This is a genomic window from Paenibacillus helianthi (assembly GCF_001909055.1).
GTDB lineage: Bacteria > Bacillota > Bacilli > Paenibacillales > Paenibacillaceae > Paenibacillus_AQ > Paenibacillus_AQ helianthi.
Genome location: NZ_LVWI01000093.1, coordinates 1 through 14,545, shown reverse-complemented (window position 1 = coordinate 14,545; position 14,545 = coordinate 1). Strand labels below are relative to the sequence as shown.

At 53.3% G+C, this 14,545-nt stretch carries 13 protein-coding genes; 9 read left to right on the top strand and 4 right to left on the bottom strand.

All coding sequences use genetic code 11. The annotated features are described in order from the left end of the window. Positions 1-203, top strand: a 203-nt coding sequence (locus A3844_RS29465) for a transposase (RefSeq protein ID WP_074109200.1), incomplete at its 5' end; no start/stop codon positions are given. 199 nt (positions 204-402) lie between these two features. Here the strand turns inward: A3844_RS29465 and ilvD are convergent. Together ilvD and A3844_RS29455 are read right to left on the bottom strand one after the other, a co-directional pair. Continuing rightward, complete coding sequence (ilvD, locus tag A3844_RS29460) at positions 403-2,088, bottom strand: dihydroxy-acid dehydratase (protein ID WP_074084697.1); 1,686 nt, start codon at positions 2,086-2,088, stop codon at positions 403-405. A gap of 302 nt (positions 2,089-2,390) precedes the next feature. Beyond that, entirely contained in the window at positions 2,391-3,431 is a 1,041-nt protein-coding gene (locus A3844_RS29455) for an acyltransferase family protein (RefSeq protein ID WP_074084696.1), read from the bottom strand. Positions 3,432-3,636: 205 nt separating this feature from the next. On the opposite strand from A3844_RS29455, the gene A3844_RS29450 reads away from it, so the two are divergent. The 4 genes from A3844_RS29450 to mgrA all read left to right on the top strand — a co-directional run bounded on the left by A3844_RS29450 (position 3,637) and on the right by mgrA (position 7,183). After that, entirely contained in the window at positions 3,637-4,377 is a 741-nt protein-coding gene (locus tag A3844_RS29450; protein ID WP_074109342.1) for an alpha/beta hydrolase, read from the top strand. A 33-nt stretch (positions 4,378-4,410) separates the two neighbouring features. After that, positions 4,411-5,181 (top strand): HAD family hydrolase, encoded by a 771-nt coding sequence (locus A3844_RS29445; RefSeq protein ID WP_074102119.1) that lies wholly within the window; start codon positions 4,411-4,413, stop codon positions 5,179-5,181. Between the two features lie 30 nt (positions 5,182-5,211). After that, positions 5,212-5,949, top strand: a complete 738-nt coding sequence (locus tag A3844_RS29440; RefSeq protein WP_074102120.1) for an NAD-dependent protein deacylase — start codon at positions 5,212-5,214, stop codon at positions 5,947-5,949. 229 nt (positions 5,950-6,178) lie between these two features. Next, complete coding sequence (gene mgrA, locus A3844_RS29435; RefSeq protein ID WP_074102121.1) at positions 6,179-7,183, top strand: L-glyceraldehyde 3-phosphate reductase; 1,005 nt, start codon at positions 6,179-6,181, stop codon at positions 7,181-7,183. 675 nt (positions 7,184-7,858) lie between these two features. Here mgrA and A3844_RS29430 read toward each other — a convergent pair. Then, positions 7,859-8,719, bottom strand: a complete 861-nt coding sequence (locus tag A3844_RS29430) for an AraC family transcriptional regulator (protein ID WP_074109341.1) — start codon at positions 8,717-8,719, stop codon at positions 7,859-7,861. A gap of 236 nt (positions 8,720-8,955) precedes the next feature. Here A3844_RS29430 and A3844_RS29425 point away from each other — a divergent pair, with 236 nt between their 5' ends. The 4 genes from A3844_RS29425 to A3844_RS29410 all read left to right on the top strand — a co-directional run bounded on the left by A3844_RS29425 (position 8,956) and on the right by A3844_RS29410 (position 14,073). Then, complete coding sequence (locus A3844_RS29425) at positions 8,956-10,134, top strand: galactokinase (protein WP_074102957.1); 1,179 nt, start codon at positions 8,956-8,958, stop codon at positions 10,132-10,134. A gap of 1 nt (position 10,135) precedes the next feature. Further along, positions 10,136-11,122, top strand: a complete 987-nt coding sequence (gene galE, locus A3844_RS29420) for a UDP-glucose 4-epimerase GalE (protein WP_074109340.1) — start codon at positions 10,136-10,138, stop codon at positions 11,120-11,122. A gap of 26 nt (positions 11,123-11,148) precedes the next feature. After that, entirely contained in the window at positions 11,149-12,729 is a 1,581-nt protein-coding gene (locus A3844_RS29415) for a UDP-glucose--hexose-1-phosphate uridylyltransferase (RefSeq protein ID WP_074109339.1), read from the top strand. Between the two features lie 180 nt (positions 12,730-12,909). Next, entirely contained in the window at positions 12,910-14,073 is a 1,164-nt protein-coding gene (locus tag A3844_RS29410; protein ID WP_074109338.1) for an iron-containing alcohol dehydrogenase, read from the top strand. Between the two features lie 136 nt (positions 14,074-14,209). Here the strand turns inward: A3844_RS29410 and A3844_RS29405 are convergent. Then, positions 14,210-14,545: transposase (locus tag A3844_RS29405; protein ID WP_208619470.1), on the bottom strand; the 336-nt coding region annotated here is incomplete at its 5' end.

Below are 14,545 nucleotides of genomic sequence, written 5' to 3'. Positions count from 1 at the left end.
AGGAAGGTTATGCCCTGGCCGTACGCCGAATGACGGAACCAGAAAGCGTATTTGGACAACTGAAGAATAACCGGGGCTTCCGGCGCTTTCTGCTTCGCGGCATGGAAAAAGTGACGCTTGAGGTCGGTTGGCTTTCGCTTGCCCATAATATGCTGAAGCAAGCCACGGTGGACCAAAAACGCAAGGTCGCGATTCTCCAATAACAGGAGAATCGCGGCCTTGCTGTCTTTTTACTGCCTCTTGAATACATATGGGCTGTTTCTTTTTTTTGAAAATCTACTTATGAGACAGCCCCTTTTCTGCTTTTTTACTCTTTCAAGTGAATAAGTCGCTGTCTCTGTTGTAGGAGTATCTACGTATGAGACAGCCTGGTTTTATAGTACGCTATCCTTTAGAACAATATTAAATCTTCAGCACGCCGCCCTTGCTGGCATTGGTAACCAGCTTGGAGTAGCGGGCCAGATAACCGGTTTTTACCTTCGGCTCAAAGCCTTTCCAGCCGGTGCGGCGGATAGCCAGTACTTCTTCATCAACCAGCAGCTCGATCTTGCGGTTGTTGAGGTCAAGCTCGATGATGTCGCCGTCCTCGACAAAGGCAATCGGTCCGCCTTCAGCGGCTTCCGGCGAGATATGCCCGATGCTGATTCCGCGTGAAGCGCCTGAGAAGCGGCCATCGGTGATCAGGCCTACCTTAGCGCCAAGACCCATACCGACGATCTGCGAGGTTGGAGCGAGCATTTCCGGCATGCCTGGTCCTCCCTTAGGACCTTCATAACGGATAACAACCACATGCCCTTCCTTGACCTTACCGTTGGCGATACCTTCCAGCGCCTCTTCCTGTGAATCGAAGCAGATGGCGGGACCTTTATGGTAGCCGCCAACAGAAGCATCTACAGCACCGACTTTGATGATCGAGCCTTCAGGAGCAAGGTTGCCGTAGAGGACAGACAGACCGCCTACTACGGAATAAGGATTGTCCAGCGTATGAATAACACTCGTATCCTGGATCTCATGCCCTGTGACATTTTCAGCCAGTGTTTTGCCGGTAACCGTCATGCAATCCCCAAAGATTGCCCCCGGTTTCTTGAGCAGCTCGTTCAGCACGGCGCTTACGCCGCCTGCCCGGTCCACATCCTCGATGAAGATATCGGATGCCGGAGCCAGCTTGGCCAGGTAAGGGACGCGGTTGGCAACTTCATTGATGCGTTCCAGCGGATAATCAATTTCAGCTTCCTGAGCGAGTGCCAGCGTGTGAAGCACAGTATTGGTGGAACCGCCCATCGCCATATCCAGTGCAAAGGCATTGTCGAGTGATTCCTTAGTTACGATATCGCGAGGTTTCAGATCCAGCTTGATCAGCTCCATCAGCTGAGTCGCTGATTTGCGTACGAAGGCTCTGCGTTCTTCTGCTACGGCGAGGATAGTGCCGTTACCCGGAAGGGCGAGGCCCATCGCTTCAGCCAGACAGTTCATGGAGTTCGCTGTGAACATCCCGGAACAGGAGCCGCAGGTCGGACAGCCGTATTGTTCAAGTTCAAGCAGCTCAGCATCGTTGATTTTGCCGACCTGGTGAGCGCCGACGCCTTCAAATACGGATGTGAGTGAGAGCTTTTTGCCCTTGCTGTCTACACCAGCCTTCATTGGCCCGCCACTGACAAAGATGGTCGGGATATTCACGCGCAGGGCGCCCATCATCATGCCCGGGGTGATTTTATCACAGTTGGGGATGCAGACCATGCCGTCGAACCAGTGTGCGGAAACGACAGTTTCCAGAGAATCGGCAATGATCTCGCGGCTTGGCAGGGAATAACGCATCCCGATATGCCCCATGGCGATACCGTCATCGACGCCGATTGTGTTGAATTCAAATGGAACGCCGCCGGCTTCACGGATGGCTTCCTTGACGATTTTGCCGAATTCCTGCAAATGCACGTGGCCGGGAACGATATCGATATAGGAGTTGCAGACCGCGATAAACGGCTTGCCAAAATCCTCCTCTTTTACGCCTGCTGCCCGCAGAAGACTACGGTGCGGAGCGCGGTCAAAGCCCTTTTTGATCATGTCTGAACGCATTTTCTTGTCTGCCATGATGATATTCCCCTCCTAATTAAATGTAAACCGGATATAGTGTCGCATTAACGCATTACAATCCCAAAAGCTGCGTATCTGCGGTTTATAGAAGGAACGGGGTCCAGCTTCTTGCGGAAACAGAAGGAGGGCGAAGCCGTTTCTATAAAATATCAGCGGATATAATACGAACGTTATTAGAGAGTCTATCACAAAAGGCCTCATTTTTCTACCGGACAATGTGAAGTTTGTCGAGAGGAGACCCCCTTGCAGGACGTGAAAAAAAGCCCATCCCGGAGGGGAAAGGCTTATTTGGAATTATGTTACAGTGACCGGCGCAGGGCCGCACGCTGCAGGGTAATCATCCAGTCTACAGAAGGCTCGACCAGGGGATGAAGCACGCGTTTGACTGCTGGCTGGGCCAGAAGAACCGTGAAGGAGACAGCACAGAGCAGCAGGGCCGAAGCTCCGGCGGCATTGTCAAGATACGTGTAAATCCCTGACACGGCAGCAAGGCGGACCACAAAACCGTGCAGCAGGAAGACATAGAGGGTGCGGCGGCCCCAGTCCGTCATCCGGCTCAGCCGGTAAGGCACCCATCCCAGAAAAGCGAGGGAGGCGGCAAGCTGCAGTCCGTACATTCCCAGCCGGTACACTCCCGCATACCATTCAGGAGCATCAAGCTGCATATAGGTCATGCTGCCGTACAGCCAGCCCAGGGGGAGTTTTGAACCGAGCATGCCCAGAATCAGGAGCAGCAGTACAGATGCGGCAGCGGCAGCGATTTTGACAGTTTTGGTATAGATCCGGGCCAGCGCCTCGAAGGAGAAATGATAGCCGATGACGAAAAACGGCAGATAGACAAAGGTACGGCTGATGCTGAACCAGACACCGTCTAGCTGCAAATAGCCGACCGCGACACCAGCAGTAACTGCGAAAATGATTTGTGCGGCTTTGCTCCATCTGCCCATGCCGAGCATCAGGAGGCGCCAGCAGGCATGACTGGCCAGGAACCATAGCAGCAGATAAGGAGCGAAGAAGGAGTGGTGAATATTGGATACGCGGAAGACGGAAACGTCCAGCGCTGAATACAGAGTCTGAAAAATAAGGTATTGTAGTCCAATCTGAAGCAGAACCTTGCGGCCAGCAGCTCCAGTGAGGCTTTTTCCGGCAAAATAGCCTGTTACGAGTACGAACAGCGGCATATGGAAGCTGAAAATCCACAAATACAGGCTGTGCATTCCGCTAAGGGTGCCAATCAGAGGCTCAATCGCATTGCCGGCAAATACGGTGACAATAAGCATGAAGCGCAAGTTGAGAAAAAAGGTTTCTCCGCGTGCTGCGAGCGAGCTTTCCCCTGCCATGAACTAACCTCCAATTTGGTTGCGTTTAGCAAATTACTTTAATTTTAAAATACAAGATTTCTGTAAAAACAATTGTGAAATACATCACAATACTACCTATAGTAAGCGCTATCATAGCGGATAATTGTGGCGATGTCTTGAAGGTTGTTTGATTTCATTGATTCCTCTATAATTTTCTGTATGCAGTAATCGGGAGTGAACACCATTGAGAAAAAAAATAACCAAGCGCCGCGTTCTTTTGGGGATTCTTATCATTCTGGTTGCGGCGGGTTTTTGGGTATGGAGATATCTGACACCTTACACACCGGGAATAAGGGCTGAGAATGCACTGATCTCCGCAGGTGGTGTCAGCGTGGAGCAAAATGATAACTGGATTTCGTTTGAGCCTTCCGTCACGTTCGGAACGGCTGTGATTTTCTATCCGGGTGCGCTGGTTAAAGCGGAGGCTTATGCTCCCCTGGCCCAAAAAATCGCCGCTGCGGGGCATCCCTTCTACATCGCCAAAATGCCGCTGAATCTCGCAGTGATCAAAAGCGATGCCGCCGAAGAGATCATCCGAGTGCATCCGAAGCTGTCATTTGTGCTGGGCGGCCATTCGCTGGGTGGGGTTATGGCTTCACGTTTTGCGGCAGAGCATGCAGACCAGTTGAAGGGCGTGTATTTTCTGGCCTCCTATCCGGATGAGAAAGGCAGTCTGAAAGATACAACTTTATCCGTTTTGTCGGTTCTGGGCACCGAGGATCAAGTGGTTGATCAGGCTAGCTACAATAAAGGACGTTCCTATCTGCCAAGCAATACCGTATATTATTCGGTCAAAGGCGGGAATCATGCCCAGTTCGGAAGCTATGGCAAGCAGAAGGGTGACGGGGAAGCAACCATCTCAGAGGATCAGCAGCAGACGCTTACCGCACGGTCAGTGCTGGATTGGCTCGGCAATCTGCGTTAACCCGTATCCTGTCCACAGGAAAGGAGCCGAAGAATGGCCGTACTGCATGTAAATGAGTTAGCTGTACCCTGCAAGGGTATATTGTTCGATAAGGATGGCACTCTGCTTGATCTACTCGCTACCTGGGGAACCTGGGCTAACCTGATGCTGGAAGGACTGGAGAATCAACTCGCACTTATTGGAAAAGAAAACCGCCTGGGCTCAGGCATCGCCAAGGTGCTGGGCACGGTCCATGACGCCGCGGGGAAAGTGATCGGCTATGACCCTGCCGGACCGCTGTCCATGGCTACCGCAGAGGAGACGGGCGGCATTCTGGCCTGGCAGCTCTATTCAGCAGGAGTTCCTTGGAATGAAGCCCTGGCCCGTATAACGGCCATCGGCAAGGAAGCGATGAACGAGCTGCGCCGCCGCAAGTCGGCACAGCCGTTGCCCGATCTGCTGCCTTTTCTGCAGCAATGTGCGGCAGCTTCATTGAAGCTTGGCGTAGTCACCTCCGACGGTTCTTCTACCACCGGGGAGCAGCTGGAATGGATGGGGATTACGGGTTATTTTGACACTGTGGTTACGAGAGACCGTGTGACCCACGGCAAGCCTGCGCCTGAAATGGCGGAGACTGCCTGCCGGGAGCTGGGCCTCAGACCTGCAGAGACGGTTATTATCGGCGACAGCAATGCCGACATGCAGCTCGGCAAAGGCGCAGGCCTGCGGCTGTCCGTTGGCATATCCCCAGCCGGGAGCACCGCCCATTTACTGGATGCGGATACTGTTATCTCTGGTTTTCATCAGCTTCGCCTCACAATCTGAGCTATATATAGAAAGGATGCGTGCAGACTTATGGATTCATTGCAGACACTGGTTTCCTGGATCAAGGACAGCGGCAACATCGTTTTTTTTGGAGGCGCCGGCACATCCACGGAAAGCGGGATTCCGGACTTCCGCTCGGCGGCAGGTCTGTATAGGGAGCAGCATAATTCGCCTTATCCGCCGGAGGTGATGCTGAGCCGCAGCTTTTTCATGTCCTCACCTGACATATTTTTTGACTTCTACCGCAGTAAAATGATTCATCCCGAAGCGAAGCCGAATGGTGCGCATCTGCTGCTGGCGGAACTGGAGCGCGGCGGCAAGCTTAAGGCCGTTATCACGCAAAACATCGACGGCCTGCATCAGCTTGCCGGAAGCCGGCGCGTGCTGGAGCTGCATGGTTCCATTCACCGCAACCATTGCATGGATTGCTCGCTTCCGTATGGGCTGGATCAGGTGCTTGCAATAAAGGACATCGTTCCGAGCTGCCCGGCCTGCGGCGGGATTATCAAGCCGGATGTGGTGCTCTATGAAGAGGAGCTCGATCATGATGTCCTTATGGAATCTGTCGCGGCCATCGCGGCTGCAGACATGATTATCATCGGAGGTACTTCGCTTACTGTGCAGCCGGCTGCCAGCCTGATTACTTATTTCCGTGGCCGGCACACAGTGCTTCTGAACGGAGAGCCGACCCCGTATGATCATAAGGCAGACCTGATCTTGACGGATCGTATCGGCGAAGTGATGGGCAGAATACAGAAGTTGCTGTAGCTCTCAGCAAACGCCATACGGTCGCTGTAATACATGCTGCCTGATCCTGGGAGATTACATTGATCCCGGGAGGTTTAAAATAGGGTATAGAACGTGAACTTGAGAATGCTGGGCCTATCATTGCGGCGGAATGCCTTATTATTTAAGGCGATTCCGCAATGATCGTTATCCATTCTCAAGTTCATCTTGTATTGCGCGACATCAGCGAAACGAGAGGCAGGGATGGATAATGGTATATGTGGCTAGCGACGAACGGTATGAAGGGATGCGTTATAACCGTACAGGCAAAAGCGGCCTCAAGCTTCCGGCAATCTCACTGGGACTCTGGCATAACTTCGGGGGGATCAATGCCTATGAGAATGGCCGGGACATGATCACCCGTTCGTTCGATCTTGGAATTACCCATTTTGATCTGGCCAATAACTACGGCCCGCCTGCGGGGTCTGCGGAGGAGATGTTTGGCAGGGTGCTCGCCCGCGATCTGGCACCCTACCGTGATGAGTTGATTATTTCAACCAAGGCGGGGTATTATATGTGGCCGGGTCCTTATGGGGACTGGGGTTCACGCAAGTATATGCTGGCGAGCCTCGATCAGAGCCTGAAACGGCTGGGGCTGGATTATGTGGATATATTTTATTCGCACCGTCCTGACCCGGAGACGCCGATGGAAGAAACGATGGGGGCACTGGATACTGCTGTCCGTTCCGGCAAAGCGCTGTATGTGGGGTTGTCCAACTACACAGCGGAGCAGACCGTGGAGGCCGTACGTATTCTGAAAAACCTTGGCACACCGCTGATGATCCATCAGCCCCGTTATTCCATGCTTGACCGCTGGATCGAAGGCGGCCTCCAGGACGTGCTGGAGGAGCACGGCGTCGGCAGCATCGCCTTCACCCCGCTCGCACAAGGCCTTTTAACCAATAAATATCTGAACGGCATTCCCGATGATTCTCGGGCAGCAGGCCCGTCCGTATTTCTGAACGAAAGCCGGATTACACCCGAAGTGCTTCGCAAGATCCACGCGCTCAATCAGCTTGCCGTCTCGCGCGGCCTGTCCCTGGCGCAATTCGCACTACTCTGGACCCTACGCGGCGGGAGAGTCACTTCCGCGCTGATCGGCGCAAGCCGGGTCAGCCAGATCGAGGAGAACATTGCCGCATTATCGCATGGCGAGTTCTCACAAGAGGAGCTGGACCGGATCGAAACGATCCTGAAGACGGACAGCGAGTCCTGAGAACAGCCGCTTTTATAATCATCTGCACTCACATAGCAAAAGCCCGCTTCCTGACCGGAAACGGGCTTTTGCTGCAATCCGATGAGAGGCACTTGCTGCGGAGTGCCGTCTCAGAATAGTGCTGATGGAAGAAGATCCGTGGGGGAAGTGGAAAAAGTAGACCTGATTCGAGACATTTGGCCATTCAAGCGGCAATAGTGGGAATAAGTAGACCTAATCTGCTCCATATCAGGTAATTATCCTCATTTGGCTCAAAATAGGTGTACAAAATCCACTAAGCATCTGTGCGAGGTAGAATTCTGCAGATTAGTGATACAAATTCCAACTTAGCACTTATCGGGTGCTGGATGCAGTCGAGTTGGTCTGATCAACGCACCGGATCGTTCCAAATTTCTGCTGCGCGCCATCCGTGGGCCTACTGGCGCCTATCTAGCAGCCTACTGCGTCCCATCCGGGGGGCTACTGTGCGCTATCCAGTGCCTACCGCGTTCCATCCAGCAGCCTACATCATCCCACCCAGCGGCCTAACGTGCGCCATCCGGCGGCCTAACGTGTGCGCCATCCAGCGGCCAACAGTGAGCCATTCGGCGACCTACCATCGGCAGGCTCCTGCCTGCAAGCTCCGGCCTTAGTCAAAGGACATATATTTGTTCTAAGTTACAGAATATCAACAGCCTATTTCTTCTCTCCATGCCTTGCCGTTGTAATACGGTAAGAGGTAGGCGACTGGGCACAGAGGCGTTTGAACTGGCGGGAGAAGTATAGAGCGTCCGTCAGTCCGACCGAGGCGGCCACCTGCTCGACGGACAGCTCCGGGCGCTCGCGCAGGAGCTGCCGTGATTTCTCGATACGCAGCTTGAGCAGATAGGTGACGGGCGAGAGGCCCGTTTCCTGCTTGAAGATGCGTGAGAGGTAGGCGCGGTTGTAGCCAAGGCTGGCACACATCTGCTCAATGGAGACGGGATGGGCATACTGGGCAGCCATGTAGTGGATCATTTGCTTCACGGTGCGCTTCACCTGGGATTCCGCGCCGGGGAGCCGGGAGGAGGAGAGAAGCAGCTCGGCTGCTTCGCCGACGATCAGGTATAGATAGCCCAGCGAGGTCAGATGGGCGCTCTCTTTGCCCGCATAGAAGGCACGCATCATCCCGGCCAGTGCGCCGGGAAAGGCACTGCCTTCGAGGGTGGACAGGACCGGCTTCTGCGGAGTGAAGCCGGCCTGCAGCACGAGCGCGTCTGCGTCCGTGCCGGTGAATGCAGCCCAGCGGTAACGCCAGGGCTGGTCTTCATCAGAGAGATAGCTGACCAGCTGTCCGGGATGAATCAGGAAGCAGTCTCCCGGTCCCAGCTCGTATTTCCGCTCCTCCGTCCGGAAGGTTCCGAAGCCGGATTCGATGAAGTGCAGCAGGAAGTAATCATAGATTTTGGGGCCGGCCTGATGCAGCGGGAGCGTCTGGCTCTCGCCGGCAAAAAGCACATGTAAATGCTGATGGTCGTAAACCACCGGATTTGATCCTACGGAATAAGTATGTTCCACACTGGAACCGCCTTTCCCCCGTTAGCGCAATCATAGCCCTAAGGGCGGGTGAATGAGAAGAATAATCTTACTTTTGATTATATCGCTTCTTTTACGGGAAGTCACATTTGTCCATGCATTACACACATGATTGCATTATCAGGGCAAGTCTGATTTTATTATAATGTAAGCATAAACGAAGCAATACGATTTCCAAAAGTTAAAACGAGAAGCAGCGAAAGGATGGAGTGGCATTAATGAGCATACAGGATCTGAAAGTCAAATTTATCGAGAAATACGGAGAGAGCACAGAGGAGGCGCGTGTATTCTATGCTCCGGGTCGGGTAAACCTCATCGGTGAGCATTTGGACTACAACGGAGGTTACGTGTTTCCGGCAGCGCTGGACTTCGGAACCACGCTGGTTGTGCGTCCGCGCAAGGATGGCAAGGTTCGGTTCGCATCGACGAATTTTCCATATGAGGCCTCGATTGACTACAGTGAAATCGGCAAAGCCAAAACTGGCGAATGGGTAGACTACCCGGTCGGTGTGATGGTGGAGCTGGCCAAAAAAGATCTTCCGGTATCCGCAGGCTACGACCTCCTGTTCCATGGCGAAATTCCGAACGGCTCAGGCCTGTCCTCCTCGGCTTCCATCGAAGTGGTCACCGGGTTTGCCTTCCTGACGCTGCTTGGCGGAGATACGGATACTGTAGAAATCGCTTTGTTGTCCCAACGCGCGGAGAATCAGTACGTAGGTGTAAATTCAGGAATTATGGACCAGTTCGCCGTAGCCAACGGCAAGCGTGACCAGGCGATCCTGCTCATGTGCGACACCTTGGAGTATAGCCTGATTCCTTTTGTAACCGGCTCCTACAAGCTGGTGATCGGCAACACGAACAAGAAGAGAGGCCTGGTGGACTCTAAATACAATGAGCGCCGCAGCCAGTGTGATGAGGCCTTGGCGATTTTGAAGCAGGAGGTTCCTTCCCTGTCTTACCTGGCAGAGATGAAACCCGCACAATTCGAAATACACAAGGATAAAATCACCGACGAAACGGTAAGACGCCGTGCCCGCCATGTAGTGGAAGAGAATCAGCGTGTGCTCGATTCCGTAGAAGTGCTGAAGAACAACGACCTGAAGCAGTTCGGTTTATATATGAATGACTCCCACGTCTCGCTCCGCGACCTCTATGAAGTCAGCTGCGAAGAGCTGGATGTCATGGTGGAAGAAGCACAGAAGATTCCTGGTACGCTCGGCTCACGTATGACTGGCGCAGGATTTGGCGGCTGTACCGTATCGCTGGTGCATGAAGATGATGTGGAACGGTTTATCCGTGAAGTAGGAGAAGCCTACAAGAACAGAACTGGCCTTACCGGTGAGTTCTATGTATGCGGAATCGGCAATGGCGTAGAAGAACTGAAAGGAGTGAAGTAAGATGGCGATTCTGGTAACAGGTGGAGCAGGGTATATCGGTTCTCATACAGTAGCGGAGCTGCTGGAACGTGGCGAAGAGGTAGTGGTGATCGATAATCTGCTGACAGGGCACCGTGAGGCGCTTCTGGGCGGCAAGCTGTATGAGGGCGACCTGCGCGACAAGGTAACACTCTCCAAGCTCTTTTCGGAAAATAAGATCGACGCCGTCATCCACTTTGCTGCAAGCTCACTGGTTGGCGAGAGCATGAAGGACCCGGTCAAATACTACGACAATAACGTTTACGGCACACAATGCCTTCTGGAAGCGATGCAGCATGCCGGTGTGGACAAAATCGTCTTCTCATCGACAGCCGCAACCTATGGCGAACCGGAAAAGGTGCCGATTGAGGAAACCGACCGCACCGAGCCGGCGAATGTATACGGCGAAACCAAGCTGACTATGGAACGGATGATGTCCTGGTTCGACAAGGTGCTGGGCATCAAATATGTGGCGCTGCGCTATTTCAACGCCGCAGGTGCACATGCCAGCGGCAAGATCGGCGAGGACCACCGTCCGGAGAGCCATCTCATTCCGCTGGTGCTGCAAACCGCGCTGAAGCAGCGCGAGAGCATTGCGGTATTCGGTGACGATTATCCGACAGAAGACGGAACCTGTGTGCGCGACTATATCCATGTCAGCGATCTGGCCGATGCCCATGTACGGGCCGTCAACTATCTGCGCAGCGGCAGCGCCAGCAATATTTTCAACCTGGGCAACGGGCTGGGCTTCTCCGTCAAGCAGGTCATTGAAACTGCGAAAAAGGTAACCGGCCTTGATATTCCGGTGGTAATTCAGGAACGCCGCGCCGGAGATCCGGCTGTACTGGTAGCTTCCTCCGACAAAGCCCGATCTGTGCTTGGCTGGAACCCGCAGCATGCCGATGTTGAGGGGATCATTCAAAGCGCCTGGAACTGGCATTCGGCCAATCCGCAAGGGTACGGGGAATAAGCTACGGCACATGAAGGAGAATTGAAATGAATAACGATAATAATACCGCTCCATCTGCGGAAAAGGCGCTGTATGCGATCGAGCAACTGGTAGGGTTTGCTATCCACAAGCAGCTGATTCAGCCTGCGGACATGGACTACAGCCGCAATGAACTGCTGGATCAGTTCGGCTTCAGCGAGCCGTACGCTGCCGAATTCGCAGAAGCTCCACTGGAGAGTCCGCAAGCTCCGCTGGATGTTCTGATTGACTATGGCTTTGAAATGGGCCTGATTCCCGAAAATTCGGATACGTACCGCGACCTGCTGGATGCCAAAATCATGGGTCTCCTCATGGCCCGTCCTTCCGAGGTAAATGCCGAATTCTACAGCCTCACAGCTGAAAAAGGTATTCAGGCAGCGACGGACCGCTTTTACAAGTTAAGCATAGATTCCAATTATATCCGCATGGACCGGATCTCCAAAAATGTGTTCTGGCTGCAGGAATCTCCGTACGGTGACATCGAAATGACGATTAATCTGTCCAAGCCGGAGAAAAACCCGAAGGAAATTGCCATGGCCCGGCTGCTTCCTCCTCCGGTCTATCCGAAATGCCTGCTGTGCCGCGAGAATGTCGGTTACGCCGGAAGGCTCAATCATCCGCCCCGGCAGAATCTGCGTGTGATTCCGCTGAAGCTGAATAATGAGAAATGGTTCCTCCAGTATTCCCCTTACGTCTACTACAACGAGCACTGCATCGTGTTCCATCACGATCATGTGCCGATGAAGCTGACTAAGGATACGCTTAAGCGTCTGCTGAGCTTTGTGGAGACCTTCCCGCATTACTTCATCGGTTCCAATGCGGATCTGCCAATTGTCGGCGGCTCGATTCTGACCCATGATCATTTCCAGGGCGGCCGCCACACCTTTCCGATCCAGAAGGCGCCAAAGGAGGCCACCTTCACTCACGAAGCTTATCCGGGTGTAAGCCTCAGTATCGTGAAATGGCCGATGTCGGTACTGCGTTTGCAGGGTGCAGATCCGGCAGTGCTGCTGGAATGCGGAAATTCGATCTATGAAGCCTGGCAAACCTATAGTGATTCTGCAGCTGAAATCCTGGCTTCAAGCGAGGTGGACGGGGAGCAGACCCGGCATAATACCGTTACGCCTATCGTGCGCCGGGCGGAGGACGGCGGTTTTGAAATGGATCTGATGCTGCGCAACAACCGGACCAGCGAGACATACCCTGAAGGGATTTTTCACCCGCACCGGGAAATGCACCATATCAAAAAAGAAAATATCGGCCTGATCGAAGTCATGGGTCTCGCGATTCTTCCAGGCCGCCTGAAGGAAGAACTGGATGCCATTGCCGGTATTCTGGCGGGAGATACGGCGCTGCTGGATGCTGTCCAGTCCCAGGCAGATCACGCACTGGCACAGCATGCTTCATGGATTCAGGAACTGGCTGTCCGCTTTGGTACTGCCATGGACCGTGAAGAAGCAGTCAAGACGGTACAAAATGAGGTCGGCATCAAGTTCACCCATATTCTTGAGCATGCCGGTGTGTATAAGCGTACCGCGGAAGGTCAGGCGGCGTTCCACCGCTTTGCCAACAGCCTTGGCTTCCGGTGAGCCAACACGGCTCCTGCTAATCCAATAGCTCTACCCTGTGAGATGTCCCCTGCTGCTTGGCACGGGGGCATCTTTTTGCGCAGAGCTTCTGTTCACCAGGAACTGATTTGAATGCTGCCGATCAGAGGTCTATAATAGAATATTGCATCACATTCCTGAACTAAACGGAGGTTCGTCCTTATGCGCAAGTTTGAATTTTATAATCCTACCAAGTTGATTTTTGGACAAGGTACCCTTAGTGCACTCCAGACGGAAGTGCCCAAATACGGTAAGAATGTACTGCTTATGTACGGCGGCGGCAGCATTAAGCGCAGCGGTCTGTATGAGAATGTAATCAACGAGCTGAAGGCCATTGGTGCAGTAGTTACGGAATTGTCCGGTGTAGAACCGAATCCGCGTCTGTCCACCGTACATAAGGGTGTAGCCTTGTGCCGTGAGAATCATATTGACCTGATCCTCGCCGTAGGCGGCGGAAGCGTGCTGGACTGTGCCAAGGCGGTTGCAGTGGGTGCGAAATATGACGGGGATATGTGGGACTTTGTAGAGCGCAAGGCCGCTCCTCAGGGGGCTCTTCCGCTGGGAACAGTGCTCACTATGGCTGCTACAGGCTCGGAAATGAACAATGGCTCCGTGATCACTAATGAAGTCACCAAAGAAAAAATGGGTTGGGGCAGTATTCACGCCTTCCCGGCTTTCTCGATTCTTGATCCGGAGAATACCTTCACTCTGCCGCGTGACCAGACCGTTTACGGGATGGTGGATATCATGTCCCACGTGCTGGAGCATTATTTCCATACTGACGGTAATACACTAGTGCAGGACGGGTTCTGTGAGGCGCTGCTTCGCACAGTGATTGCCACTGCGCCGAAGCTGGTTGAAGACCTGAACAACTACGAACTGCGCGAAACGATTATGTACTGCGGCACAATGGCACTGAACGGAATGGTAAGCATGGGATTTGCGGGAGACTGGGCAACCCACAATATTGAGCATGCCGTATCGGCTGTATACGATATTCCACATGGCGGCGGATTGGCGATTCTCTTCCCGCACTGGATGAAATACAACCTCAGCACGAACCCTGCCCGTTTCCGTCAGCTGGCTGTTCATGTATTTGGCATTGATGCTGCGGGCAGAACCGATGAAGAGGTGGGTCTTGAGGGTATCGAAGCGCTGCGCCGTTTCTGGGATTCCATCGGAGCGCCGAAGACACTGGGCGACTATGATATCGATAACAGCGAGATTGGCAACATGGCCGACAAAGCTGTCCGCTTTGGACCGTTTGGGAATTTCCGCAAGCTGCAACGTGAAGACGTTGTGGAAATTTATACAATGGCACTGTAAAAAAAACGGCAGCCTTCTGCAGGTCAATACTTAAATGAGCTATGGGGGCTGTCTCATAAGTAGATTTTCAAAAAAAAGAAACAGCCCATATGTATTCAAGAGGCAGTAAAAAGACAGCAAGGCCGCGATTCTCCTGTTATTGGAGAATCGCGGCCTTGCGTTTTTGGTCCACCGTGGCTTGCTTCAGCATATTATGGGCAAGCGAAAGCCAACCGACCTCAAGCGTCACTTTTTCCATGCCGCGAAGCAGAAAGCGCCGGAAGCCCCGGTTATTCTTCAGTTGTCCAAATACGCTTTCCGGTTCCGTCATTCGGCGTACGGCCAGGGCATAACCTTCCTCGCTTCGCAGGATGTCCCGAGCCTGCTTCTGGTACCGCAGCCTCTCCAGACTGACAACCACTTCCCGATTTCCTGCTGCCTTGGTGCAGCGTTCCTTCAGCGGACAGCCTTCGCAGCTTTGGCTTCGGTAATG

Coding starts and splice junctions, on each gene's coding strand:
- ilvD (WP_074084697.1), bottom strand. CDS start 2,088: ATGGCAGACAAGAAAATGCGTTCAGACATGATCAAAAAGGGCTTTGAC.
- A3844_RS29455 (WP_074084696.1), bottom strand. CDS start 3,431: ATGGCAGGGGAAAGCTCGCTCGCAGCACGCGGAGAAACCTTTTTTCTC.
- A3844_RS29445 (WP_074102119.1), top strand. CDS start 4,411: ATGGCCGTACTGCATGTAAATGAGTTAGCTGTACCCTGCAAGGGTATA.
- A3844_RS29440 (WP_074102120.1), top strand. CDS start 5,212: ATGGATTCATTGCAGACACTGGTTTCCTGGATCAAGGACAGCGGCAAC.
- mgrA (WP_074102121.1), top strand. CDS start 6,179: ATGGTATATGTGGCTAGCGACGAACGGTATGAAGGGATGCGTTATAAC.
- A3844_RS29425 (WP_074102957.1), top strand. CDS start 8,956: ATGAGCATACAGGATCTGAAAGTCAAATTTATCGAGAAATACGGAGAG.
- galE (WP_074109340.1), top strand. CDS start 10,136: ATGGCGATTCTGGTAACAGGTGGAGCAGGGTATATCGGTTCTCATACA.
- A3844_RS29415 (WP_074109339.1), top strand. CDS start 11,149: ATGAATAACGATAATAATACCGCTCCATCTGCGGAAAAGGCGCTGTAT.
- A3844_RS29410 (WP_074109338.1), top strand. CDS start 12,910: ATGCGCAAGTTTGAATTTTATAATCCTACCAAGTTGATTTTTGGACAA.